Source organism: Streptomyces sp. NPDC031445 (genome assembly GCF_055581365.1).
The window spans coordinates 520,383-546,054 of record NZ_JBVIJO010000001.1; the positions used below are offsets into that span (position 1 = coordinate 520,383).

At 74.7% G+C, this 25,672-nt stretch carries 18 protein-coding genes; 10 read left to right on the forward strand and 8 right to left on the reverse strand.

The window, feature by feature from the left end:
- Nucleotides 1-6 precede the first annotated feature (6 nt).
- Nucleotides 7-447, reverse strand: coding sequence for an SRPBCC family protein (locus tag ACZ5DC_RS02075; protein WP_468648455.1), 441 nt, complete (start codon nucleotides 445-447; stop codon nucleotides 7-9).
- Nucleotides 448-638: 191 nt separating this feature from the next.
- On the opposite strand from ACZ5DC_RS02075, the gene ACZ5DC_RS02080 reads away from it, so the two are divergent.
- Nucleotides 639-1,652, forward strand: coding sequence for a DUF2278 family protein (locus ACZ5DC_RS02080; protein ID WP_468648457.1), 1,014 nt, complete (start codon nucleotides 639-641; stop codon nucleotides 1,650-1,652).
- A 13-nt stretch (nucleotides 1,653-1,665) separates the two neighbouring features.
- Here the strand turns inward: ACZ5DC_RS02080 and ACZ5DC_RS02085 are convergent, their stop codons facing one another.
- Nucleotides 1,666-2,433 (reverse strand): polysaccharide deacetylase family protein, encoded by a 768-nt coding sequence (locus ACZ5DC_RS02085; protein WP_468649895.1) that lies wholly within the window; start codon nucleotides 2,431-2,433, stop codon nucleotides 1,666-1,668.
- A 177-nt stretch (nucleotides 2,434-2,610) separates the two neighbouring features.
- Between ACZ5DC_RS02085 and ACZ5DC_RS02090 the strand changes: the two genes are divergently transcribed.
- From ACZ5DC_RS02090 to ACZ5DC_RS02110, 5 genes are all read left to right on the forward strand, one after another.
- The gene (locus ACZ5DC_RS02090) at nucleotides 2,611-4,308 is read left to right on the forward strand and encodes a trypsin-like serine peptidase (RefSeq protein ID WP_468648459.1); all 1,698 of its coding nucleotides are present in this window, start codon (nucleotides 2,611-2,613) and stop codon (nucleotides 4,306-4,308) included.
- Nucleotides 4,305-6,572, forward strand: coding sequence for a tetratricopeptide repeat protein (locus ACZ5DC_RS02095; RefSeq protein WP_468648461.1), 2,268 nt, complete (start codon nucleotides 4,305-4,307; stop codon nucleotides 6,570-6,572). The genes ACZ5DC_RS02090 and ACZ5DC_RS02095 overlap by 4 nt, the downstream gene beginning before the upstream one ends.
- Nucleotides 6,573-6,643: 71 nt before the next feature.
- A complete protein-coding gene (locus ACZ5DC_RS02100; RefSeq protein WP_468648463.1) occupies nucleotides 6,644-8,266 on the forward strand; it encodes a VWA domain-containing protein in 1,623 nt (540 codons plus the stop codon).
- Nucleotides 8,263-9,342, forward strand: a complete 1,080-nt coding sequence (locus ACZ5DC_RS02105) for a hypothetical protein (RefSeq protein ID WP_468648465.1) — start codon at nucleotides 8,263-8,265, stop codon at nucleotides 9,340-9,342. The genes ACZ5DC_RS02100 and ACZ5DC_RS02105 overlap by 4 nt, the downstream gene beginning before the upstream one ends.
- Nucleotides 9,339-10,658 (forward strand): ABC transporter substrate-binding protein, encoded by a 1,320-nt coding sequence (locus ACZ5DC_RS02110; protein ID WP_468648467.1) that lies wholly within the window; start codon nucleotides 9,339-9,341, stop codon nucleotides 10,656-10,658. Before ACZ5DC_RS02105 ends, ACZ5DC_RS02110 begins: the two co-directional genes overlap by 4 nt.
- A gap of 271 nt (nucleotides 10,659-10,929) precedes the next feature.
- On the opposite strand, the gene ACZ5DC_RS02115 is transcribed toward ACZ5DC_RS02110, so the two are convergent.
- Nucleotides 10,930-11,772, reverse strand: coding sequence for a patatin-like phospholipase family protein (locus tag ACZ5DC_RS02115; RefSeq protein ID WP_468648469.1), 843 nt, complete (start codon nucleotides 11,770-11,772; stop codon nucleotides 10,930-10,932).
- Between the two features lie 117 nt (nucleotides 11,773-11,889).
- On the opposite strand from ACZ5DC_RS02115, the gene ACZ5DC_RS02120 reads away from it, so the two are divergent.
- Nucleotides 11,890-13,014, forward strand: a complete 1,125-nt coding sequence (locus ACZ5DC_RS02120; RefSeq protein WP_468648471.1) for a winged helix DNA-binding domain-containing protein — start codon at nucleotides 11,890-11,892, stop codon at nucleotides 13,012-13,014.
- A gap of 112 nt (nucleotides 13,015-13,126) precedes the next feature.
- On the opposite strand, the gene ACZ5DC_RS02125 is transcribed toward ACZ5DC_RS02120, so the two are convergent.
- From ACZ5DC_RS02125 to ACZ5DC_RS02135, 3 genes are all read right to left on the reverse strand, one after another.
- Complete coding sequence (locus tag ACZ5DC_RS02125) at nucleotides 13,127-13,918, reverse strand: S1 family peptidase (RefSeq protein WP_468648473.1); 792 nt, start codon at nucleotides 13,916-13,918, stop codon at nucleotides 13,127-13,129.
- Between the two features lie 211 nt (nucleotides 13,919-14,129).
- Nucleotides 14,130-16,952 carry a helix-turn-helix transcriptional regulator gene (locus ACZ5DC_RS02130; protein ID WP_468648475.1) on the reverse strand — a complete coding sequence of 941 codons (2,823 nt, stop codon included), beginning with the start codon at nucleotides 16,950-16,952 and terminating at the stop codon, nucleotides 14,130-14,132.
- Between the two features lie 201 nt (nucleotides 16,953-17,153).
- A complete protein-coding gene (locus ACZ5DC_RS02135) occupies nucleotides 17,154-17,984 on the reverse strand; it encodes a response regulator transcription factor (RefSeq protein WP_468648477.1) in 831 nt (276 codons plus the stop codon).
- A 115-nt stretch (nucleotides 17,985-18,099) separates the two neighbouring features.
- Here ACZ5DC_RS02135 and ACZ5DC_RS02140 point away from each other — a divergent pair, with 115 nt between their 5' ends.
- On the forward strand, nucleotides 18,100-19,773 hold the full coding sequence (locus ACZ5DC_RS02140) for an AMP-binding protein (RefSeq protein ID WP_468648479.1): 1,674 nt from the start codon (nucleotides 18,100-18,102) through the stop codon (nucleotides 19,771-19,773).
- Entirely contained in the window at nucleotides 19,770-21,362 is a 1,593-nt protein-coding gene (locus ACZ5DC_RS02145; RefSeq protein WP_468648481.1) for an AMP-binding protein, read from the forward strand. Before ACZ5DC_RS02140 ends, ACZ5DC_RS02145 begins: the two co-directional genes overlap by 4 nt.
- A gap of 67 nt (nucleotides 21,363-21,429) precedes the next feature.
- Here ACZ5DC_RS02145 and ACZ5DC_RS02150 read toward each other — a convergent pair whose 3' ends face one another.
- Nucleotides 21,430-22,287: a hypothetical protein gene (locus tag ACZ5DC_RS02150; protein ID WP_468649897.1), complete on the reverse strand. Its 858-nt coding sequence runs from the start codon at nucleotides 22,285-22,287 to the stop codon at nucleotides 21,430-21,432.
- A gap of 683 nt (nucleotides 22,288-22,970) precedes the next feature.
- On the opposite strand from ACZ5DC_RS02150, the gene gcl reads away from it, so the two are divergent.
- Complete coding sequence (gene gcl / locus ACZ5DC_RS02155) at nucleotides 22,971-24,758, forward strand: glyoxylate carboligase (protein WP_468648483.1); 1,788 nt, start codon at nucleotides 22,971-22,973, stop codon at nucleotides 24,756-24,758.
- A gap of 83 nt (nucleotides 24,759-24,841) precedes the next feature.
- Here gcl and ACZ5DC_RS02160 read toward each other — a convergent pair whose 3' ends face one another.
- Nucleotides 24,842-25,528: a TIGR04222 domain-containing membrane protein gene (locus ACZ5DC_RS02160; protein WP_468648485.1), complete on the reverse strand. Its 687-nt coding sequence runs from the start codon at nucleotides 25,526-25,528 to the stop codon at nucleotides 24,842-24,844.
- Between the last annotated feature and the right edge of the window lie 144 nt (nucleotides 25,529-25,672).

Sequence of the window (25,672 nt, forward strand, 5' to 3'; positions counted from 1 at the left end):
CCTGGCTCACCCCCGGGTCAGCAGGTGGTCCGCCGCCCGGCCGAACAGCAGGCGGGAGGCCGACTCCAGGGGGCCGTCGAAGGCCCGGGGGAGGAAGCGGACGCTCAGGTCCTCCCGCCACACCACGCGGCTGCGGCCCCCGGGCGCCGGGTGGACCTCGATCTCCGCCCAGCCGAGGACCAGCCGGCCGCGTTTGTCCAGGCGGCACAGCGCGGGCGCGTCGCCGGCGGGCGGGCGCCACACCGTCACCTCCATCACGTCGTCGACGGCGAGCGGGCCGACCCCCGACCGGGCCACGAAGCGCGTGCCCTCACGGGTCGGCGGGGGCGTGAGCACCCTGATCCGGGTCAGCGGCACCGCGTCGGCGTGGCGCGGCCAGTCGGTGAGCCGGCGCCACGCCTCGCCGGGCGACAGCGGGACCGTGCGTTCGAAGGAGATGGTGGGCACGGCACGATCCTAGGCAAGGGGTCCCGGTCACCTGCGCGTTCAGCCGCCGCGCCGTCCCGTTCGCGTGGCAGGGGTCCGCCAGGAGTCGTACTCTGGGACCGTGGGCGCGCGGGCGGTGCCACGGGGACACCGCTTCCGCGCTTCCTGCCCGGGCCGGTCAAGCGGCCCGTCGTACGGGGGAGTTGATCGTCATGCCGGTGAAGAACTACGGCGTCCTGGTGGCCCGCGTCGTCGAGACACGGCGCGAGGGCGCGCGGGAGACACCGCACTACCAGATCCACCTGACGGACGACCACGGCACGCACTACCGCGCCGCGGTCAACGTGCTCTCCCAGGAGCACCCCTCCGAACTGCTCTACCTGGTCGCCGACGACTTCCGGCACCCGCTGACCACCGCCCTGGAGGGCCTGCCCGGCGGCTGGAACACCCTGCCGGCCGGCCCCGGCGGCCCGGCCCTCGACTTCGTGCGCGGCAACCTGTTCGACCCGGCCGGGATGCGTACGCTCCCGCCGGACGTCGAGGGACCGGACAACGACCTCGCCGACCTCCTCGACCACTACGTGCAGCGCGCGGTCGCGGCCCCGGAGGCGCGGGCGTACGTCTTCGGCTCCCGCTTCGGCCCCGAACCCGCCGTCAAGGACAAGGTGTTCGGCTTCCTGCCGGGCAACGGCGTGCACGACGTCCACATGAACCAGGGCAACAGCAGCCGCTTCCGGGGCGACGACGAGGTGTGGCAGGACGGCGGACTTCTGCTGCGCTTCCCCGCGCAGTCCCGCTGGGTCGGCATCTTCCTGGCCTTCCAGAGCCAGTCCTGGCACACCGACGACACCACCGGGCACACCCTGGAGGACGTCGACGGCACCCGGCCCGCGTCCGGCGCGCAGCCCGTGGTGATCATCGCCGCGGCGGTCAACCCGAAGGGCCCCGCCCCCGAGGCGGAGACCGTGACCCTCCTCAACGCCTCGCCCGAACCCGTGGACCTGACCGGCTGGCGGATCGTCAGCCGCCTCGGCCACGGCTCCCCGGTCCCGGCCACGGCCCCGCTCGCGCCCGGCGAGTGCCTCGCCGTGCCGCTCACCGAGGAGACCCCGCTCGGCAACCAGGGCGGCGAGATCACCCTCCTCGACGCGGCCGGCCTGAAGGTCCACGGCGTCTCCTACACCGCCGGACAGGCGTCCCGCGAGGGCTGGTCGGTGGTGTTCTGAGCCCTGGGAGGCGCTACGGGCGGTACACCTCGCCCGGCTCGGCCCTGCCGGGCGCCAGCAGCTGGGGGACCGTCACGAAGACGTAGCCCCGCGCCTTCAGCGCGTCGATGATGCCGGGCACGGCGGGCACGGTCCCGGGGTAGATGTCGTGCAGCAGGATGATCCCGTCCCGGGACGACTGGTCGAGGACCCGCTTGGTGATGAGCGCCGGGTCGTCGGTCGTGTAGTCCTTGGCGGTCACGCTCCACAGCACCTCCGCCAGGCCCAGCTCCTTGCAGATCCTGTGCACGTCGGCGTCGGTGCGGCCCTGCGGCGGGCGCATCAGCGTCGGCTTGTGCCCGGTGAGCCGCTGGATGGCCTCGTCGGGCCGGTTCAGCTCCTGACGTATCTCCTCGTCCGATATCCGGGTGAGGATCTTGTGGTCCCACGTGTGGCTCGCGACCTCGTGGCCCTCCGCCGCCATCCGCTTGACCAGCTCGGGGTACTTCTCGATGTGCCGCTTGCCGAGCAGGAAGAAGGTGGCCGGGACCTTCTTCTCCTTCAGGATGTCCAGCAGCCGCGCCGAGTTCTCGCTGGGGCCCGCGTCGAAGGTGAGCGCGATGCACTTGGCCTGACGGCAGTCGACGGTCCCGAACCGGGCCGGCGCCCCGTGCGCCGCCTCGGCGCGAGCGGTGCTCGGGGCGGTCGTGTCGACCTCGGCGCACCCGGACAGGGTGAACGCCAGGCAGGCGGCGGCGGACGCGAGCGCCCAGCCACGCAACCTCCCGCCGGTTTTGCGCATCTTCCTGGGCGCGCCGGTGCTCGCGGCTGGGGGCGTCGGGGTCGCTTCGGTCGTCAGAGGCATGCCGGGACTATACACCGTGTGTATAGCGCACGCGTTCGGGCCCCCGTACAACTTCCGCGACGACCCCGTGCACACCAGTAGTACCGGGCGGGTACGCGGAGTAACCTCTGGACCATGACGCGCACGGGGGAGCGAGTCGTCGCATCGCGCTTACGGACACCGTCCTGGATCGCGCGCATCGAGACACCGGACGGCCGGGTGCTGGGCGCGGGCGTGCTGCTCGCCCCCGAGCGGGTCCTCACCGCCGCACACGTCGTCAGCCCCGGCCACCGCTACACCGTCCGCCTGGTCGGCGTCCCCGGCCTCACCGCCGTGACCGCCACCGTCCGGCCGGACGAACACGTACCCCAGAGCGAGGACACCTTCGGCGACCGCAGCGGCGACCTCGCCCTGCTGCGCCTGGACGCCCCCCTGCCCGCCGCGCACACCACCCGCCTCTACCGGCTCGCCGCCCCCCACGGGCCCGTCAGCATGTACGGCTTCCCGCGCGGCGACGACGGCGGCCGCTGGCACGGCGCCACCCTGGTCGCCGCGCGCGGCCGGGACAGCCAGGTGCAACTGCGCCCGCTCACCCCCGAGGAACTCGCCGACGACGGCTTCAGCGGCGGCGGCGTCGTCGACCACGCCACCGACCAGGTCATCGGCATCGTCCTGAGCGTCGACGACGGGCCGGGCTCCGCCTTCAGCTACATGAGCCCCACCGAGACCATCCTCAGCCATCTGCCGCAGGTCGCCGCCTGGACCGACGGCGCCGAGGCCGTCGACCCCCGGCTGCGCACCGGCACCGGCCCCGGCGCGGCCGCCGGCCGGCTCGACGTCCCGTTCGCCACCGAACTCGCCTCCTGGTTCCGCGGCGAAGGCTGGCCGGTGCTCGTCACCGTCGTCCCCGCGCGCGGGGACCGCGCCTGGACCCTGCGGCGGGCCGTCACCCTCGCCGACCGCGAACTGCGCACCCACGGCAACACCAGCGCCGTCAGCCACGACCCGCCCGAGACCGTGCCCCCCGCCGGCGCCCACGACCTCGCCCTGGACGTCAAGGGGCTGACGGCCGCGGAGGTCATGGACCGGATCGCCGAACGCCTCGGCATCCGCGACGACCCCCGGCCCGAACGCCTCGGCACGCTGCGCCTCCCGCTCGCCGCCGTCCTGGTCGCCGTCGACGAGGCCGCCGACCCCGACGCCCTGCTCGGCCTGCTGGACCGGCTCGCCCGGCAGGGCGCACGGCTGCTGCTGGTCTTCCGCGAGCGGGGAGAACGCGCCGAACAGGCCGCCGAGTTCCTCGTGCACCGGCCGCTGCGCGAGCGCTGGGCCCGCCTGCACACCGAACTCGACCGGATCACCGACGAGCTGGGGCCCGCACTCGACGCCCGCCGGGACCGCGTCCTGCCCCCGCCCGGCGCCCGGCTGCTGCTCGACCGGGCCGAGGCCGGCGTCCGGCGCAGCCGCATGCTGCGCGCCTGGATCGACCACGCCCCCGACCGGGAACGCCAACCCGCGCGCGCCGGACTGCTGTTCACCTTCGAGGACGCCGTCGGCCGCCGCCGGAGCCGTCTGGAGAAGGCCGTCCGCCTGCTCGACGCCCGGCTGCGCCGCCGCGAGGAACTCCTCGGCCGCGTCGGCGCCGAGTGGCCGCTGTGCCGGCAGCGCGCCGCCGCGCAGGGCGACCGGGTCGTGGCGGCGTACCGGCTCTACGAACAGGCCGTCTCGCTGCTGCGGCAGACCCCCTGCGACATCGAGCGGGCCGAGGCCGCCGTCGAGCGGTTCGTCGGCTTCTGCTCCGCCACCCCACCCGGTGAGGAGGGCGCCTCGTGACCTCGTGCGTCCGGCCCGGCTGCGCGGGCCGCATCATGGGCACCGGCTACTGCGACACCTGCGGCCACCGGCACGCCGAACCGCGCACCGCGCCGCCGGCCCGGCCCCCCGCCGGCACCGCCGACGAGCCCGAGCCACCCGGCCCGGCGGCCGTGCACGCCGTCGCCGGCATCGGCGAACTCGACCAGCACGGCCTGGTCGTGCTGCCCGAGGTCCCCGTCCCCGACGACGTCCTCGTCGAGGACCCGCGACCGCCCACCGGGGGACGCCGCTGCGGCGCGAACGGCTGCACCATGACCATCGGCATCGGCTACGGCGGCCAGCCCGCCCGCGACACCGGCCGGTGCCCCCGCTGCGGCACGCCCTACTCCTTCCGGCCGCAGCTCACCAGGGGCGACGTCGTCGCCGGCCACTACAAGGTCCTCGGCTGCCTCGCCCACGGCGGCCTCGGCTGGGTGTACCTCGCCGAGGACACCCGCGCCGACGGCCACCGGGTCGTCCTCAAGGGCCAGATCAACGTCCACGACGCCCTGGCCCGCCGCACCGCCGTCGAGGAGCGCCGCTCCCTGACCGGCCTGCACCACCCCGACATCGTCCGCATCATCACCTACGCCGAACACCGGGCCCCCGGCCACGCGCCCACCGGCTACCTGGTCATGGACTACATCGGCGGACGCTCCCTGCAACAGCTCTTCGACGCCGACGACGTCGAGCGGACCTTCCACGGCCGCCCACGGCTCGACCACGTCCTCACCTACGGCTGCAAGATCCTCGGCGCCCTGCAGTACATGCACGAACGCGGGCTGCTCTACTGCGACATGAAGCCCGCCAACGTCATCCACTTCGGCCGGGCGGTCAAGGTCATCGACCTCGGGGCCGTCCGCGCCATCGGCGACCGCACCTCCGCCTACGTCCACACGGCCGGCTACGCCCCGCCCCAGGAGGAGATCGACCGGCGCGGCTGGCACGTCGACAGCGACCTCTACACCGTCGGCATGACCCTCCAGGCCCTGGCCCGCACCACCGAACCCGCCCGCGGCCTCGCCCCCGACTCCTTCCGCCGCCTCATCGCCCGCGCCACCCACGCCGAACCCCGCGCCCGGTTCCGTTCCGCCGCCGAGATGTCCCGCCAGCTGTGGGAGGTCCTCCGGGAGTTCCGCTCGCTCCAGTTCGGCGAGCAACTGCCGGAGAGCTCCACCCGGTTCCGCGCGACCGGCGCCAGCCTCGACGCCGGACTCGGCGCCATCCCCGCCCTGGACCACTGGACCACCCGTCCCGGCGAGCGGCCCGCCGGCCTGGACGTCTCCCCACCCCCCGCCGCCGAGGTGGCCGGCGCCCTGCCCGAGCCGCTGCCCGACCCCGACGACGGCGCCGCCCTGCTCCTGGACACCTTCCCGCCCGACGCCCCCGACCGGGTCGCCCGGCAGTGGCCCCGCGAATCCCGCCTCGGCACCCCCGAGACCGCGCTGTGGCTGTGCCGCGCCTACCTCAGGAAGGGCGAGCAGCGGGCGGCGGAGAGCTGGCTCGCCGAGGCCGAGACCCAGCTCGGCGAACGCGCCGCCCACGACTGGCGCATCGCCTGGCACCACGGCGTGCTGCACCTCAGCAAGGGCGAGGTGGAGCCGGCCGGCGCCCGCTTCGACGCCGTCTACCGGGCCCTGCCCGGCGAGTACGTGCCCAAGCTGGCCCTCGGCTACTGCGCCGAACACACCGGCTCCCGGCCCGCGGACCGCGGGCGCCCCACGCGGGCCATGCGGTACTACGAAGCCGTCTGGAAACGGGACTCCGCGCACACCGCCGCCGCGTTCGGCCTGGCCCGCGGCCACCTGGCCGGCGGCGACCGGGACGCCGCCGTCCGCGTCCTCGACGAGGTGCCCGCCACCTCCCGGCACCACGACGCCGCCCGCATCGCGGCCGTCCGCGTCCGCGCCGGCGTCCTGCACGGCGACCCGCCCACCCCGGCCGGCCTGCGGGACGCCGTCCGGCGGCTGCCCGAACTGCGCCTGGACGGCGGCGCGGCGGCCGGGGAGTCCCGGGCCCGGCTGGTGGCGGAGGTCCGCGAGAACGCCCTGCACGGCCGGCCGGCCCAGGGCTGGGGACCGGACTTCCCCGCCGGGGAACTCCTCGGCCCCGGGGACGAGGACGGCCTGCGCACCCGGCTGGAGCACTCGTTCCGGCAACTGGCCGCCCAGGCCCGCACCGCGGGCGAACACGGCCGGCTCCTCGACCTGGCCCACGCGGTCCGGCCGATGACCCGGTTCTGACCCCGCACGGTCCTCCGGGAGCCCGACGCCCGGAGGAGACGACCTTCAGGACCACTTGGGAAGAGGCAGCGATGACCGTGGCCGAGGAGACCGAGGTGACGCTCGCGGTCGGCCAGCAAAAGGAACTGCCGGTCGCGCCGGACCCCGCCGGGCGGCACCCGGACCCGGAGATGCACGCCATCCTGGAGATCGGGGTCAGGAGCCACGGCCGCCCGGCGCGCCCCGGCGCGCCCGTGCCCGGCACCGGGCCCGCGCTCGCGGAGGTGCTGATCGTCGACACCTCCCGCTCGATGCTCCACCCCGCCGCCAAACTGCACGCGGCCAAGGACGCCACCGTCGCGGCGGTCCGGATGCTGCCCGACGGCACCGCGTTCGCCGTGCTCTCCGGACGGTTCGACGCCACCCTCGTCCACCCCGGCGCCGGCAGCGCGGTGCTCGCCGTCGCCGGTCCCGGCGAACGCGAGGCCGCCGAACGCGCCGTGCGGATCCTGGACGCGGACGGCGGCACCGCCATCGGCCCCTGGCTCGACCTCGCCCGGTGGCTGCTCAAGGACCACCCCGCCCCGGTGAAACACGTCCTGCTGCTCACCGACGGGCGCAACGAGCACGACCACCGGGCCGCGATGTCCCTGGAGACCGCGCTCGACGCCTGCGAGGGCCGGTTCGTCTGCGACGCCTGGGGCATCGGCGACGACTGGGACGCCGATCTGCTGCTGCGCATCACCCGGCGGCTGCACGGCCGCGCCCGCGCCGTCCGCGCCGAGTCCGAACTGACCGCCGCCTACGAGGAGCTGGTGGCCGGACTGCTCGGCACGGCGGTGCCCGAGCTGCGCATCCGGCTCACCCCCACCCCGGGCACGGTGATCCGGCAGGTCAAGCAGGTGGTGCCGAGCGAACAGGAACTGCCGCCCGTGCCGGCCGGGCCCGGCGGGCGCGCCGCGGAGTACGTCACCCGCGCCTGGGGCGAGGAGGTACGGCACTTCCAGGTCGTCCTGACCGCCGACCCGGCCGGCCGCGAGACCGGCGAGGACCTCCAGCTCGCCGCCGTGGAGATCGCCGTACCCGACTTCGGCCGGCCGGTACGGCTGCCCGCGCCGCGGCCCATCCTGGTGCGCTGGACCGACAACCCCCTGGACGCCTCCCGGCAGCACCCCGGGGTCCGCCGGCACGAGCTGTACCAGCAGGCGAGCGCCGCCGTCGCCGGCGCCTACCGGGCCTGGCTGGGCGGCGCGGACGGCCGCGACACCGCGGACCGGGAACTCGCCCGCGCGCTCGGGCTGGCCGCCGAACTGGGCGACGCCCAGCTGCTCGGCGCGCTCCGGCTGATCGAGGCCGCCCCGGGCGCCGGCCGGGTCCGCACCGGCCTGAAGGACGTCGACTGGCAGCACCTGATCCTCTCCAGCGCCCTGACGACGCCACCGGAACAGCCGGCGGCGGGCCCGGGGGAGGGGAGCGCCGCCGCACGCGGCGCCGGGCCCGCCGGGACCCCACCGGGCTCCGGCAGCCCGCGGGAAGCCGCCCCGCCCGGCTCCGCCCCACCCCCCGGCGCCACCCCGCACGGCGCCGGCGAGCCGGCCCTCCCCGTCCGCGCCGACGGACTCGTCGAGTGCCCGGGCTGCAAGTGGCTCGGTCCGGCCGACTCCGTCTACTGCGGCGGCCGGTGCGGCCGGCCGCTGAGAGGGGCACCCGCATGACCACCGGCGGAGGGACGACACCCGGCCCCGGACCCGCGACCGGCGCGCGGCCGGCGGCCCCGCCCGCCCCGCGCCCCGCACAGGGCCGCCCGGACGACCGCCGCGCCCGGGGCAGGGCGGCCCCCCGGCTACGGCTGCCCGGTGCCGGGCCGTGCCCGGCGCCCGGCGTCAGCACGACCGCCCACGACCTGACCGTCCGCCACCGCCTGCTGCTGGCCCTGTCGGCCCTGCTCGCGCTCTCGCTGTTCGTGTCGTACCAGGGCGTGCACGGCGACGCGAACCCGCTGCGCACCTCCAGCGCCCCGGCCGTGCTGTCCCTGGACACCGCGCTGTACGCGCTCGGCGAGGCCGAGCGGGACGCCCGCGCACCCGCCCCGACCAGCGACTTCCAGAAGCAGATCTCGGTCGCCGCGCAGAGCCTGTCGGCCGCCGCCGCGGACGACGACGTGGGCGGGCCGGCGGGCCGGCAGACCCTCCAGACGATCACCGGGCTGATCACGGTCTACGCGATCAAGGTCCAGAAGTCCCAGCTCCAGCCCGACGGCAGCCTGCTGCGCGAGGCGTACCGCAGCTACGCCACCAGGATCCTGACGGAGAAGGGCACGGGCGTACAGGACCGTCTGAAGGCGCTGCAACGCCAGCAGCGGGCGGCCGTGCACCGGCAGACCTCGTTCGGCCCGCTGCTGTGGCTCGCCTGGAGCGTCAGCCTGCTGCTGGCCCTCGCCCTGGGGGCCGCGCTGGTGGAGACCCAGCTCTTCCTCCGCCGCCGTTTCCGGCGCCGGTACAACCGCCAGCTCCTGGCCGCCCTGGCGCTGTCGGCGGCCGGTGTCGCCACCGCCGTGCTGTTCACCGTGTGGACCCAGCAGGGCATGGCGGACACCCGGCGGCTGCTCGACCGTCCGCTGCCCGGACGGCTCATACCCGACGCGGGGCGGGACACCGCCTCGTACCTGGCGCACACCGGCTTCCGCGCGTCGGCGGCGGTGTGGATCCTGATAGGAGGCGTCCTGCTGATGGCACTGGCCGAGACGGGCCTGCGGCGGCACATCGACGACTACCGGTTCAGGCCCCGGTGAACGCGCGCCCCGGCGGCTTTGCGACGGCCGTCCCCGCGATCCGCTCCCGCCCCTCCCGCCGCCTGGTCCGCATCGTCACGGTGGTGGCGAGCTGCCTGGCCGTGCTGGCGGCGGCCGTCGTGGCGGGCGTACGGGCCCTCGGGCAGGAGCCGACCGTCACCCTGCTGGCCAACTGGACCGGCGAGGACGAGAAGAACTTCCGCGAGGCGGTCATCGAGCCGTTCGAGCGCGAGCACCACATCCGCGTCGACTACCAGGGCAGCAACGCCGAGAGCCAGGTGCTCGGCGCCGACGTCGAGGCCGGCACGCCACCCGACGTGGTGGCGCTCACCGGCCCCGGCGAACTCGCCGAGTACGCCCGGCAGAAGCAGCTCCTGCCGCTGGAAGACCTGGTGCACCAGGGGGACTTCGGCACGTTGTGGGCCAAGCCGCTGGCCGACGGGCACGTGTACTGGTTCCCCCTCAAGGCCGATGTGAAGAGCATCGTCTGGTACCCGGCGGGCGTCGGGGAGCAGGAGCGGAAGCAGGCGGCGCACCGGCCGGCCGCGTGGTGCGTAGGCATGGGCTCCGGCGCCACCAGCGGCTGGCCCGGCACCGACTGGATCGAGGACATCCTGCTGCAACGCTACGGCCCCGGGGTCTACGAGCAGTGGGCGCGCGGCACGCTGCGCTGGGACTCGGAGCAGGTCAGGACGGCCTGGACCACCTGGCGCGACCTGGTCGGCGCCGGAGGCGACCCGGACCTCGTCCGGCGGGCCCTGATGACCCCGTACGACGCGGCGTCGCGACCGGTCACCGCGAGCCCGCGCGGCTGCACGCTGGAGCACCAGGCGTCGTTCATCCGGGGCCGCCAGCACGCCTGGAAGGACGTCGACGGCCGCTACGAACCCTCCGCCCGGCTGCTCCTCGGCGCCCCCGCCAACCGGGCGTGGGAGGTCTCCGGAGACCTGGTCGCCCTGCTGCACGCCACCCCGGCGGCCAAGGAACTGATCCGGTACCTGGCCTCCGCCGATGCCCAACGCGCCTGGAGCGCCCAGCAGTCCGGCTTCTCCGTCCACACCGGCGTCCCGCCCGCCGGCGCCACCGACCCGGACTGGCGCCGCTCCCTGGCGCACACCCTCCGCGACCCGCGGGCCGTGCACTGCTTCGACGCCTCCGACGCGATGCCGCCCGCGGTACGGGACGCGTTCGCCGAGGCGGCGATCGAGTTCCTCGCCCATCCGGGCCACTTGCGGGACCTCCTGCGCTCCCTGGACACCCTGAGCGCCACCCGGGGCCTGACCTGGCTGCCGTCCGTGTGCGACCCCACCCGGTGAACGTCCGGCACGCGGGCGGGGGCGCCGCGAGGGCACCCGCGTGGGCGGGGCGCCGTCCGGCCGGCCGTGTGTCACGCCCAGGCGGGGTACGCGTGGGCCGTATCCCGTGGAGTGGGCGGTGTGCGGGGCGCGTTCGCCGAGGCGGCGATCGAATCGGGGCGCCGCGAGGGCGCCTGCGCGGGCGGGGCGCCGTCCGGGTCCGGCCGTGTGTCACGCCCAGGCGGGGTACGCGCCGGCCGCACCCCGTGGAGCCGGCGGGGTACGGGACCGCTCAGTCCCGCGTCCAGGGCAGCGTGAGTGCGCGTCCTTGGGCCCGGCCCGCCTCGGCGGCCGGGCGGCGGGTGGCCGGGTCGAGGGCGTTGTCGCCGATCGCCGCGGCCGACGCCTCGTCGGGAGCGACGACCACGACCTCGGCGCCCGCCGCGCGCAGCTCCGCCACGGACCGCTCCAGCGGCCGCTCGCTGGGGAAGGGCTCGGTGGCGCCCAGCGGCACCAGCACCAGCACCCGGTCGGCACCGGCGGCGAGGTCGGCGTTGGCGACGGACCGCACCCCGCCGTCCACGTACCGGCGTCCGCCGATCGTGACCGGCGGCCACACGCCCGGCACGGCGCAGCTCGCGGCGACGGCGTCCACCAGCGGCACGCCCGAGGTGCGGTCGAAGACGCGCGGCTCACCGCTCACCGCGTCCACCGCGACGATCCGCAACGCCCGCTCCGGCCACCCGTGGGACGGCAGCCGGGACTCGATCACCGCGCGCCGCTCCGCCTCGGAGACCGTCCGCGCGTCCAGTGCCATCCGCCCGACCGCGCGCCGCACCTCGGCCAGGGAGGCGGCCGATGCCAGGGCCGCGCCGATCTCCGCCGCGAACTTCTCCAGGTCCATCTCGGCCGTGATCTCGGCGGCCTGGAGGGCGGGGTCCACCTGCCGGGCGTACAGCTCCTCCAGACCCAGACCGCTGCCCACCTGCGCCGCCACGGTGGACCCGGCGGAGGTCCCCACGAGCAGACCGGCGCCGGTCACGTCCCGCCCGGCCTCGGCGAGCCCCGCCAGCACCCCGGTGATCCAGGCGATGCCGCCCACGCCCCCGCCGCCCAGCACCAACGCCTCGTTCATGTCCGCCCCTTCCGCAGAGTCCCCGGTCCCCGCGTACGACACCACAGGCGACGGCGGACGGACAACCGCCGGGCATCGCGGACAGAACTCGTCCGCGAGGGGTGTCAGCGTACGGTCATGAGCCACAGCACAGGGAAGCGGAGCGGGCCGGGAAGCGCACCCGTCATGGACGTCCGGGCACTGAACCGCGCCACCCTCGCCCGGCAGCTCCTGCTGAGCCGGTCCACGCGGCCGGCCGGGGACGCGGTGAGCCATCTCCTCGGACTCCAGGCGCAGAACACCAGGCCCCCGTACTACGCCCTCGCCGCCCGGCTGGACGGCTTCACGCCGGAGCGGCTGTCGGCGCTCATGGCCGGCCGGGACGTGGCCCGGATCGTCACCCTGCGCTCCACGATCCACACCCACACCGCCGACGACTGCCTGACCCTGCCGTCCTTCGCCCAGCCGGCCAGCGACCGCGGACTGGGGACCTTCCGCGCGGGGCTGACCGGCGTCGACCTGGACCGGCTCGCGGCCGTCGCCCGGGAGCTGGTGGAGGCCGAGCCGCGGACCCTGGCCGACTTGCGCGCGGCGCTCGGCGCCGAGTGGCCGGACGCCGACCCGCGGGCCCTCGCCGTGGCGGCCCGCTGCACGCTCCCGCTCGTCCAGGTGACCCCGCGCGGCCTGTGGGACGAGAGCGGCCAGGTCGCGCTCACCACCGCCGAGCACTGGCTGGGCCGCCCCGCCGGGGCCGCCCCCGAGCCGGACGCCGTGGTCCTGCGCTACCTCGCGGCCTTCGGCCCCGCCTCCGTGCGGGACATGCAGACCTGGTCCGGACTCACCCGGCTCAGGCCCGCCTTCGAACGCCTGCGCCCCCGGCTGCTGACCTTCCGTGACCTACGCGGCGTCGAGCTCTTCGACCTCCCCGACGCCCCGCGCCCCGACCCGGCCACTCCCGCACCGCCCCGCTTCCTGCCCGAGTTCGACAACCTCCTGCTCTCCCACGCCGACCGCACCCGGGTCGTACCGCCCGAGCACCGCGGCCGGCACTGGCGGGGCAACCAGGCCTACCGCACGCTGCTGGTCGACGGTTTCCTGGCCGGCCTGTGGAAGCTCGACGGCGGCACTCTCGTCATCGAGACCTTCGCCGAGCCGGGCCGGGCACGGCGGGAGGAGGTGACCGCGGAGGCGGAGCGGATGCTCGCGGTCATGCACCCGGGCACCGCGTACGACATCCGGTTCGGGCACGTCGTACGGCGGTGAGGGCGTCGTACGACGCGACCGCAGGGGTGGAGAGGGGGCGTTGCGGGCCGCTCGTGGTGGCCCGCAACGCCCCCCGGCCGTTACCCGAGCGGTGCTCGGGAAGTCTTCCGGGTCACGAGCCGACCTGTGCGGTCACCAGGTCCGAGAAGGTGGTCAGCCGGGTGTAGACACCCGGGTAACCGGCCTCCGCGCACCCCTCGCCCCAGGAAGTGATCCCTGCCAGGACGCCCCCGATGAGCAGGGGACCGCCGCTGTCGCCCTGGCAGGTGTCAACGCCGCCGGACGTGTATCCGGCGCAGACCATGTCGGACTGGACGAAGTCCGAACCGTAGGAGGAGCGGCAGCTGGAGTCGGACACGACCGGGACGGTCGCGGTCCGCAGCTGGTTGGAGGAGCCGCCGTTCTCCGAGGTGGTCCCCCAGCCGAGGATGCGGGCGGTGGTCCCGGCCGCGTACACGCTCGTCTGGGAGGAGGTGACGTACTTCGCCGTGGTGTACGGCATCGACGTCGAGAGGGTCAGCACGGCCACGTCGTCGCCGTTGGTGGCGTCCGTGTAGTCCGGGTCGATCCAGATCTTGCTGACCCGGCTCACCGTGCCGTTGGTGCCGTTGAGGTAGGTCCGGCCGCCGACCACGCGGACGCTGCCCGTGGTCTCGCCGGCCATGCAGTGCGCGGCCGTGACCACCTTGTCGGGCGCCACCAGGGTGCCGCCGCAGAACTGGTTCTGGGACGCGTCCGTGATCTGCATCATGAACGGGTACGCGGTCGTCGTGGTGGTCGTGCCGCCGACGATGGGCTGGGGGGCGGCGCTCGCCGTGGGGGAGGCGAGCAGCGCGGACGCCGCCGCGGCGGCAGTGGCCACCACGGTCGCGGCGGTCTTTCTTGCACGTGTGAGCCCGAACATGAGTCTCCTCAGTGGGGTTGCACCGGTGGGGGGTTCGCGCGGGTCTGTGTGGGGGGTTTGCATGGGGGTCGCGGGACCGACCCCCATGTGCCCGGGCGAGCGGCACGCCCATTACGCTAGGACCCGGCACCCTCGGCTCCCAATGAGGGAACCCCCTAGGGGGTTGGGTGAGGGAAAACCCTCGGTCCGGTTCAGTTAACAAGAGCACCGCTCAGGGCGCGCGGTGACCTGCCGCCAATCGGACGATGTCCACCCGCGAACGGATCCCCAGCTTGCGGTACACCCGCGTCAGGGTCGCCTCCACCGTCTTCACGCTGATGAACAGCCGGGCCGCGATCTCCCGGTTCGTGGCCCCCTCCATGACGAGCGCGGCGACCTGACGCTCCATCGCGGCCAGCGCGTGCAGCGCGTCCAGGGCCTCCGGCACGGCCGGCGCGGGTTCCGGTACGGCGGTGGCCGGGGATTCGTCCACCTGGCGCAGCCAGGGCAGCGCCCGGCAGCGCCGGAACAGCCGGGTGGCTTCCTCGAACACGGCCGGCCCGGCCCCCGGGCCCCCGCGCAGCCGGGCCAGCGCGAACGCGGCCCGTGCCTCCTCCAGGCCGTAGCCGAGCTTGCCGAGCCGGTCCTGAGCGGACGTCAGCTGGGCGAGCGCGGCCTCCCGGTCGCCCCGGGCGGCGCGCACCAGCGCCTCGGACCGGTCGAGCACGGCGAGGACGCTCTCCCGGCCGAGCCGCAGGGCGTGTTCCCGGCTGACGTCGATGACGTCCTGCGCCTCGGCCGTCTCACCGATCAGGACGAGCGCCTCGGCGAGGTCGCCGTGCCAGCGGCCCCGCGCCGGGTCGGTGATGCCGAGGCCCAGCTCCAGGGTGCGCACCCGGCGCAGCGAGCGCACGGTGCCCGCCGGGTCCCCGGCCACCAGCTGGGCGTACCCGAGGGCGCCCAGCGCCCGGGACAGGTACATCTGGTCGCCGTCCTCCTCGGCGTGGTGCGCCGCTTCCCGGGCCAGGGCCAGGGCGCGGTCCACGTCGCCGCCGGAGGCCTCGGCGAGCGAGGTGAGCATCGCCGAGGCGGTCTCGCCGATCCCGGAGTCCCGGGCGAGCCGCAGGCCGTCGCGGGCCAGTTCCAGGGCCCGCCCGCAGTGTCCGGCGCGCAGCTCGGTCTCGGCGAGACCGCGCAGGAAGTGCACCTCGCTCTCCACCGAGCCGCGCCGGCGCACCTCGCGCAGCAGCCCGGTGACCGCGGCCCGGGCCTCGGCCAGCTGGTCTCCCATGACCAGCCAGCGGAACCGGGCGCTGCCCGCGCCGTTGTGATGCCACGCCACCCGGGGGTCCTGGGGCTCCTTCAGGGCCCGCTTGATGGTGCGGGGCGCCTCCGGATGGCCCATCAGGGTCTCGGTCTGCGCCTGGAAGGCGAGGGAGAGCAGCTCGGTGCGCCGGTCCGCGCCGCGGGCGGCCAGCCCGGCGGCGTGCGCGGCGGCCTCCCGGGCCTCGGTGAAGTCGCCCTCCACGATGAGCGCCCGCCAGGCCAGCTGGTAGTGGACCAGGGCGAGCAGCCGGGGGTCGTCGCCGGCGTCGGCGAGGGCCTGCGGGAAGACGGCGTCGACCTCGGCCATGGTGTGGCCGGCGGTGTCGATGACGATCATCCAGGCCCTTACCCGGTCGGCGGGCACGGTCGCCCGGGCGAGCACCTCCCGGGCGATGTCCCGGGCCAGGTCGACCTCGCCGGCGGTGATGGCGTCCTCGGCGGCCGTCAGCCGGCGTTCCTGCGGGCTCGGGGCGCCGTCGGCGGGGGTGTGCCGGGCGGCGAGCAGCCCCAGCTGGGCGGCGACCGAGGGCGCTCCGCGGTCCCGGGCGAGGGCGGCGGCCTCGGCGAGCCGGGCGGCGACCTCCGGGTCGGTGCCGGTGGTGGCCAGGGCCAGGTGCCGGGCCCGTTCGATCGGGTCGGAGGCCGCGGTCGACAGCGCCGCGTGCGCGGCCCGCCGTTCGTGGGCGGGCGCCTCCGCGTACAGCGCGGCCGATATCAGCGGGTGTGCGAACCGTACGGCCGGGGCGTCCGGCTCGGTGGCCAGCAGCCCGAGTTCGGCGGCCTGGGCGCACTCGGCCTCGGCGTTCTCCCGGCCGGCCGCGTGCAGCAGGGCCGGGGTGGGGCGGGCGCCGGCGCTGGCCACCAGCAGGGTGCGGCGGGCCTCCACCGAGAGCATGTCAAGACGGCTGAGCACCAGGGCGCGCAGCGAGGTCGGCACGGGCAGCGGCTCGCCCGGCCGGGGCGGGGTGGGGCTGTCGGCGAGGGCGCGGCCCAGTTCCAGGGCGAAGAGCGGGTTGCCGCCGCTGGTGCGGTGGATCTCGCGGACCGTGGAGCGGGACAGGCAGCCGTGGCCGCGGTGGTCGAGCAGCTCGGCGACCTGGGTGCGCGAGAGCGGGCCCAGCCGGACCGCGAGGGTGCCCGGCGGACAGGCGCGCAGGTGGCGGTCGTACTCCTGGCTCTGCCGGCCCTCCGTGCGGACCGCGCACAGCAGTTGCACCGGGGTGCCCTCCAGGCGCCGGGCGGCGAAGCCGAGGAGTTCCGCGCTGGCCGGGTCCAGCCACTGGAGGTCGTCGGCGACCACCAGGACGGGGCCGTGGACGGCGAGGGCGCGCAGCGCGGAGAGCACGGCGAGGCGCAGGGCGAGTCCGTCGCGCTGGAGGCTGGACTCGCCCCGGCCGGTGAGCGCCGACTCCAGGGCGGTGCGCTGGGCGGCGGGCAGTCGCGGGGAGACCTCGTCGAGCACCAGGCCGAGGAGGTCGGCGAGGGCGAGGAAGGGCAGGTGGGATTCGGACTCGGTCGCCGAGCAGCGCAAGACCGTGCGCGCGGTGGCGCCGTATTCCTCGGCCAATGCCCGCAGGACGGTGGATTTCCCTATTCCGGCGGGGCCGTGGAGCAGCACACTGCCCCCGGAGGCGAGTCGCTCACGGGCGTCGGCGAACAGCTCCTCGCGGCCTATGACCAGGTCGGGGCGGCACCTGGCAGGCTCCTTGAAGTCCCGTCGCACGGTCACCGCTCCCCTCGTGTGTCGTGTCCGGAGCAAATTCTAGGCAACGATCCCTGAAATCCGGACGGAAGCCCTGGTGAGGGAAATAACAAACGGTCAAGCAGAGGGAAATTCAAAGTGGCGCCGGATGAATGGTCAGGTTTCCTGACCAACGGGTTTCCGGATCGGCGGGTTGCATGACCGTCAGGTTTCCCGGCAGGCCCCGGGCTACGGCAGCAGCCCCGCCCTGCGCGCCGCGGTGACCGCCTCCCCTCGCGTGTGCGCGCCCAGCTTCCGCATCGCCGAACGCAGATACCCCTTGACCGTCTCCGGGCCGATGCCCAGCCGCTCGGCCACCGCCGCGTTGGTGGCACCCGCCGCCACCCAGGACAGCACGTCCACCTCGCGTGGCGCCAGGGTCACGCTCCCGGCTCGCGGCGGCGCGGTCAGCAGCCCGCACGCGGACAGCAGTTCGGCCCGCAGCCGCGGATCGGCGATCCGCGGGGCCAGCGCCCGCAGTGCCGCGTGCGCCTCGCGCACCTGTTCCCACATGGCACCGCCCTCGGGGACGGTCCGCTCGGGCCGGGCCGCCGCCAGCAACTCCCGCGCCCCGTCCCGCACCACCAGCGCCTGCTCCACGTCCCGCGCCACCGCCACCGCCGCGTCCAGCGTGCGGTCACCGAGCGGCCGGGCCGAGCGCAGCGCGCCGTACAGCACCCCGCGCACCCGGCGCCGCACCACCACCGGCACGGCGAGCACCGCCCGGATGCCCTCGGCGGCCACCGGCACGTCGTACTCGTGGCTGATCTGGCGTGAGCTGGAGTAGTCGGTCACCGCGCATGGCCGGGCCAGCGCCACCGCCTTGCCGCCGAGCCCGCTGCCGGAGGTCACCGCGAGCGAGCGCAGTGCGGCCGTGGTCGTGCCGCTCAGCTCGCTGATCCGGATCTGCGGCCGGCCGGACTCCACCAGGCCGCCGAAGGCCACGGGCAGTCCCGTCACCCGCCGCAGCCGGGCCAGCGCGCCGCCGATCTCCACCGTCCCCACCGCGTCTGCCGTCACCCGTTCGCCCTTTCGGCCGCCCACACCCCCGTTCGGGGGTAGTGAGACCCGCATCACGGATTAGACGATGCCAGAGAGCCGCCCGGCAATGGTCCGGAGCATAGGAGGAGAACCGATGACGACGGCGACGGAGATGTTCCGCAGGGCACGGGACTTCCTGCTGGAACACCGAGAGGACTACGCCACCGCCTACGAGGGCTTCCGCTGGCCCCGGCCCGAGCACTTCAACTGGGCGCTGGACTGGTTCGACGAGATCGCCGACGGCAACGACCGCGCCGCGCTGCACATCGTCGAGGAGGACGGCACCGAGACCCGGCTCTCCTTCGCCGAGCTGTCCGAGCGGTCGAACCGGGTGGCCCGGTGGCTGCGCGAGCGCGGGGTCGCCGCCGAGGACCGCGTCCTCGTCATGCTGGGCAACCAGGCCGAGCTGTGGGAGACCGCGCTGGCCGCGATGAAGCTGCGCGCGGTCGTCATCCCGGCCACCCCCCTGCTCGGCCCGGCCGACCTCGCCGACCGGGTGGAGCGGGGGCGGGTGAAACACGTCGTCGTCCGGGCGGAGGACACCGCCAAGTTCGCCGACGTGCCCGGCGCCTACACCCGCATCTCGGTCGGCGGCCTGCCGCAGGAGGGCTGGGAGCCGTACGAGGACGCCTACGCGGGCCCCGCCGACTTCGTCCCGGACGGCCCGACGCTGGCCGACGACCCGCTGATGCTGTACTTCACCTCCGGGACGACCGCCCGCCCCAAGCTGGTCGAGCACACCCACACCTCGTACCCGGTCGGGCACCTGGCCACCATGTACTGGATCGGCCTCAAGCCCGGCGACGTCCACCTGAACATCTCCTCGCCCGGCTGGGCCAAGCACGCCTGGTCCAACCTGTTCGCGCCGTGGAACGCGGAGGCGACGGTGTTCGTCTTCAACTACACCCGCTTCGACGCGGCCCGGCTGATGGCCGAGATGGACCGGGCCGGCGTGACCACGTTCTGCGCGCCGCCGACCGTGTGGCGGATACTCATCCAGGCCGACCTCGGCCAGCTGCGCACCCCGCCCCGCGAGATCGTGGCCGCGGGCGAGCCGCTCAACCCCGAGGTCATCGAGCAGGTCCGGCGTGCCTGGGGGGTGACCGTCCGGGACGGCTTCGGGCAGACCGAGACGGCCGTGCAGGTCTCCAACAGCCCCGGCCAGCCGCTGAAGACCGGTTCCATGGGCCGTCCCAGCCCCGGCTTCCGGGTGGAACTGCTGGACCCGGTCTCCGGCGCTCCCGGCGCCGCCGAGGGCGAGATCGCGCTCGACCTCGCCGAGCGCCCGGTCGGCCTGATGACCGGCTACCACGGCGACCCGGACCGCACGGCCGAGGCCATGGCGGGCGGCTACTACCGCACCGGGGACATCGCCGCCAGGGACGAGGAGGGCTACCTCACCTACATCGGGCGCAGCGACGACGTCTTCAAGGCCTCCGACTACAAGGTGAGTCCGTTCGAGCTGGAGAGCGCCCTGCTGGAGCACGAGGCGGTCGCCGAGGCGGCCGTCGTCCCCGCCCCGGACGAGCTGCGGCTCGCGGTGCCCAAGGCGTACGTCGTCCTCGCCGAGGGCTGGGAGCCCGGCCCGGACACCGCGAAGGTCGTCTTCGAGCACTCCCGTGACGTGCTCGCGCCGTACAAGCGCGTCCGCCGGCTGGAGTTCGGGGCGCTGCCCAAGACCGTCTCCGGCAAGATCCGCCGGATCGAGCTGCGCGAGGCCACGGCGGCCGGCTCGGAGAACGAGTACCGCGAGGAGGACTTCCGGTGACCCCGCAGCTGTCGTACACGCACGGGACCAGCCCGACCGTCCTGCTCGGCGACACCATCGGCGCCAACCTGGACCGTGCCGTGGCGGCCTGGCCGGACCGCGAGGCCCTGGTCGACGTGCCGTCAGGGCGGCGCTGGACGTACGCGGAATTCGGCGCGGCCGTCGAGGAGCTGGCGCAGGCCCTGGTGGTCAGCGGCGTCGCCAAGGGCGACCGGGTGGGCATCTGGGCGGTCAACTGCCCGGAGTGGGTGCTGGTGCAGTACGCCACCGCCCGCGTCGGCGCCGTCATGGTCAACATCAACCCCGCCTACCGCACCCACGAGGTCGAGTACGTCCTGAGGCAGTCGGGCGTCTCGCTGCTGGTGGCCTCCCTCAGCCACAAGACGAGCGACTACCGGGCGATGGCCGAGCAGGTGCGGGGCGACTGCCCCGAGCTGCGCGAGATCGTGTACATCGGCGACCCGAGCTGGGAGGAACTGCTGCGGCGGGCGACGCCCGGGGTGTCGTACGAGGAGCTGTCCTGCGACGACCCCATCAACATCCAGTACACCTCGGGCACGACCGGCTTCCCGAAGGGCGCCACCCTCTCCCACCACAACATCCTCAACAACGGCTACTTCGTGGGGGAGGCGATCGCCTACAGCGAGCAGGACCGCATCTGCATCCCGGTGCCCTTCTACCACTGCTTCGGCATGGTCATGGGCAATCTGGCGGCCACCTCGCACGGCGCCTGCATGGTCATACCGGCGCCGTCCTTCGACCCGGCGGCCACGCTGGAGGCGGTGCAACGGGAGCGGTGCACCTCGCTGTACGGCGTCCCCACCATGTTCATCGCGGAGCTGAACCTCCCCGACTTCGCCTCCTACGACCTCTCCACCCTGCGCACCGGCATCATGGCGGGCTCCCCCTGCCCGGTGGAGGTGATGAAGCGGGTGGTGGCCGAGATGCACATGGAGCAGGTCTCCATCTGCTACGGCATGACGGAGACGTCCCCGGTGTCGTTGCAGACGCGGATCGAGGACGACCTGGAGCACCGCACCGCGACGGTCGGCCGGGTCCTGCCCCACCTGGAGGTCAAGGTGGTCGACCCGGCCACCGGGGTCACCCGGCCACGGGGCGAGGCGGGCGAGCTGTGCACCCGCGGCTACAGCGTGATGCTCGGCTACTGGAACGAGCCGGAGAAGACGGCCGAGGCCATCGACGCGGGCCGCTGGATGCACACCGGGGACCTGGCGGTGATGCGCGAGGACGGGTACGTCGAGATCGTCGGCCGGATCAAGGACATGATCATCCGGGGTGGCGAGAACGTCTACCCGCGCGAGATCGAGGAGTTCCTGTACGCCCACCCGGGCATCCGGGACGTCCAGGTCGTCGGGGTGCCGCACGAGCGGTACGGCGAGGAGGTCCTCGCGTGTGTCATCCCGAGCGACCCCGCCGACCCCCTCACGCTGGAGGAGCTGCGTGACTTCTGCGCGGGGCGGCTCGCGCACTACAAGATCCCCAGCAGGCTCCAGCTCCTCGACGCCTTCCCGATGACGGTGTCGGGGAAGGTCCGCAAGATCGAGCTACGGGACAGGTACGGGGTGTGATCCGGGTGCGCGGCGGCCGGGCACGAGCATGCGGTGGATGTCCCACGGCGGTCCTCGGGGGAAGGGGTCAGGTCCACCCGTCCCGCGTCCTCGTTCCCCGCTCCGGTGCGCCCCTGGTGTGCAGGGCCTCGGCGGGGTCGTTCACGGGCTGGGGCACGCCCGCGAGGTCGAGCACGAACAGCGGGATGCCGAGGGCGTCCGCGCCGGCCCGGGCGGCGTCGGTGTGGCCGGCGAGGGAGAAGTGCGCGCACTCGGCGGACTCGGTCATCGCCGTCAGCCACAGGCACTCCACGTCCCTCGGGCCGGCCGGCCGCACGGTCGGGTCCACCTGGGCGAGCAGCCCCCGGGCGGCGAGCCCGATGCCGGTCACAGGCCGCTGGTCGGCCCGGCGGATGTCCCGGTAACCGAGCCAGCGGAGGTACAGCGCGGCGGCGGTGACGGCGTCCCGGGCGGTACGGATGGTGCGGGGCTGGAAGGGGGGACGGTGACCGGGCGCGGGGCGGCCGCCGACCGGACCCGGCGCGTCGGCCGGCCCACCTGAACGGGCGCGTTCCCGTGCGTTGGTGGGTGTGTGGGGAGTGGCGGGTTCCCGTGCGTCGGCGGGTCGGCTCGGACCAGCCGGTCCCCGTGCGTCGGCGGGTGTGTCGGGAGTGGCGGGTTCCCGTGCGTTGGCGGGTGTGTGGGGAGTGGCGGGTTCCCGTGCGTCGGCGGGTCGGCTCGGACCAGCCGGTCCCCGTGCGTCGGCGGGTGTGTCGGGACCGGCCGGTCCCTGCGCGCCGACGGGTTCCTCCGGGCCGGCCGGTGCCGCTGGGCCGACGGGTCGCCCTGGGCCGGCGGTTGCCCCTGGGCCGGCGGGCCCACCTGGGTCGGCGGGTCCCCCGAGACCGATGGGTCCCCCGGGACTTATGGGCCCCCCGGGACCGATGGGTCCCCCGACGACGGCGGGTCCCCCGAAGCCGGCGGGTCCCCGGGTGCCCTTCGCTGGGTGCGGGCCGGTGGGTTCCGGTGGGCCGGCGGGGCGCTGCGGGGCGGCCGGGGGCCAGGCGCCGCCCGGGTCCCGCGTCCCCGGTGGTCCCCCCGCGCCGGGCGGCCCCCACGTCCCCGCCGCAGGTTCCGCCGGCCACGCCCCCGTCACCGGAATGCGCAGGACCGTGCCGCACTTGCAGCCCAGTTCGGGGCGGGGCCAGTGGCCCAGGCGCCCGCAGCCGGCGCACGGCAGTGTGAGCCACTCGTCGTCCCAGGCGCGGTGCGCCGCCACGGCCGGTTCGGCCGCCGGGTCCAGCCGGGGCGCGGCCGGGGCCCCGCACGCGCAGGGATACGCCGGCGCGGTGTAGAGGTGCGTGCGCCGGCAGACCGGGCAGCGCACCGGAACGCTCTCGGGCATGTCCCACTCCAAGGCGTCGCGTCGGGACGGCGCTCCCATGGTGCTCCTCCCCGGCCGCCCCTGTCCGGCGCTTGCCGGTGTCCGGACCGCTCTTGACGGCCTTGTCGCACCCCCTTACATTGCTTCCAGATAGCAGAAGTAACTTTCCGTTATACGGAAAACATGGGTGCTCACCGCGGGGCGCGACGGGAGTACGCATCCGACAGCCGAAGCAGGAGTACTCGATGGCTCGTATGACCGCTGCCCGCGCGGCAGTTGAGATCCTCAAGCGCGAGGGCGTCACCGACGCCTTCGGTGTGCCGGGCGCGGCGATCAACCCCTTCTACAAGGCCCTCAAGGAGGGCGGCGGCATCAACCACACCCTCGCCCGCCACGTCGAGGGCGCCTCGCACATGGCCGAGGGCTACACCCGGACCACGCCGGGCAACATCGGTGTCTGCATCGGCACTTCCGGCCCGGCCGGCACCGACATGATCACCGGTCTGTACTCGGCGATCGGCGACTCCATCCCGATCCTGTGCATCACGGGCCAGGCGCCCACCCACGTGATCCACAAGGAGGACTTCCAGGCCGTCGACATCGCCTCGATCGCGGGGCCGGTCACCAAGATGGCCGTCACCGTCCTGGAGGCCGCGCAGGTCCCCGGTGTCTTCCAGCAGGCGTTCCACCTGATGCGCTCCGGCCGCCCCGGCCCGGTCCTGATCGACCTGCCGATCGACGTCCAGCTCGCCGAGATCGAGTTCGACCCGGAGACGTACGAGCCGCTGCCCGTCTACAAGCCGGCCGCGACCCGCGCCCAGATCGAGAAGGCCCTGACCTTTCTTCTGGAGTCGCGGCGCCCCGTCATCGTCGCCGGCGGCGGCGTCATCGGAGCCGACGCGGCCGACCTGCTGGTGGAGTTCGCCGAGCTGACCGGCACCCCCGTCATCCCGACCCTGATGGGCTGGGGCGTGCTGCCCGACGACCACGAGCTGAACGCCGGCATGGTCGGCGTGCAGACCTCGCACCGCTACGGCAACGCCACCTTCCTGGAGTCGGACTTCGTCCTCGGCATCGGCAACCGCTGGGCCAACCGCCACACCGGCTACAAGCTCGACGTCTACCGCGGGGACCGGAAGTTCGTCCACGTCGACATCGAGCCCACCCAGATCGGCAAGATCTTCCCGCCGGACTACGGAGTCGTCTCCGACGCCAGGGCCGCGCTGGAGCTGTTCGTCGAGGTGGCGAAGGAACTGAAGGCCGGGGGCAGGCTCCCCGACCGCTCCGACTGGGTCGCCGCCACCCAGGAGCGCAAGGCCACGCTGCTGCGCCGTACCCACTTCGACAACGTGCCGATGAAGCCGCAGCGCGTGTACGAGGAGATGAACAGGGCCTTCGGCCCCGACACCCGGTACGTCACCACGATCGGCCTCTCCCAGATCGCCGGCGCGCAGATGCTGCACGTGTACAAGCCGCGCCACTGGATCAACTGCGGCCAGGCCGGCCCGCTCGGCTGGACCATCCCGGCCGCGATCGGCGTCGCCAAGGCCGACCCGGACTCCCCGGTCGTCGCGCTCTCCGGCGACTACGACTTCCAGTTCCTGATCGAGGAGCTGGCGGTCGCCGCGCAGCACAGGATCCCGTACGTCCACGTGCTGGTGAACAACGCCTACCTGGGCCTGATCCGGCAGGCGCAGCTCGGCCTGGACATCGACTTCCAGGTGAACCTGGAGTTCGAGAACGTCAACACGCCCGAGATCGGTGTCTACGGCGTCGACCACGTCAAGGTCGCCGAGGGGCTGGGCTGCAAGGCGATCCGGGTCACCGAGCCGGACGAGCTGGGCGCCGCCTTCGAGCAGGCGAAGAAGCTGGCCGCCGAGTACCGGGTGCCGGTCGTCGTCGAGGCGATCCTGGAGCGGATCACCAACATCTCGATGAGCCGCACCATGGACATCAGCGACATCACCGAGTTCGAGGACCTGGCCACCGAGCCCGGCCACGCGCCGACGTCCGTCAAGCCGCTGAAGGTCTGATCCGCCGCACGTACCGCGCACCGCGGGGGCGGCCCGTCGTCGGGACGGGCCGCCCCCGCGTCGTACGCGCGCCCGCCCGGCCCTCAGCCGAACCCGCCGCCCCCGCCGCAGCCACCCCCGTAGTCGTGACCGCCGTGGCCGTGACCCCCGTCGCCGTGGCCGCCGTACCCACCGCCACCGCCGTCCCAGCCGTCGTCCCCGCCCTCGCCCCCCACGACGTACCGGAAGGCGGTGCCCCGGCCGAACGGGAAGCGGCCCTCGTCCGCGAGCGCGCCCCGGCCGGTGAGCCCCGCTTCGCGGGCGAAACGCGGGGCGAGGGCGGTCAGGGCCCGCCCGCCGTACAGCGCGACGGCCAGCAGCACCTCGTCCTGCGGCAGCCCGTCCGGCCCCTCGGGCAGCGGACGGCGCGCGCGGAGGTCCGCCAGCAGACGCCGGGCCGCACGGGTGCGGCCCGGCGGCAGCACCCGCAGCAGCCCCTGCGCCGCCAGCTCGGCCCGCATCCGGGCGAGGGCCCGCCGCACCACCGCGCGGCCGGGCAGCTCCCGGGGACCGGCGGGCCGGTAGAGGGCGGTGCGGACGGCCTTCTCCAGCGGATGCGGCAGGGGCCCGGCGTCGACGGCCGCGCTCTTGCGCAGCGTGCCCGGCCGGCCCGCCTCGACCGCGCCGCGCAGATGCATCCCGAGCACCGCGACGGTGAGGGCGGCACGGTCGCCCCCGCGCAGCAGCGCGACCGCGCACGGGTCCGGCGGATTCGGCGCCGTACGGCTCATCAGACACCCCCGTACGGGGCCCGTCGCCCCCGTGCCGACGGGCCCCGTGTGCCCTCAATGTGCCCTGCCGACGGGGTGGTTCAAGCCTGCGCCGCGGTCTTCAGAGGTTAATTTGAGGGTGACGCACCCGGTCTACGACCGCTG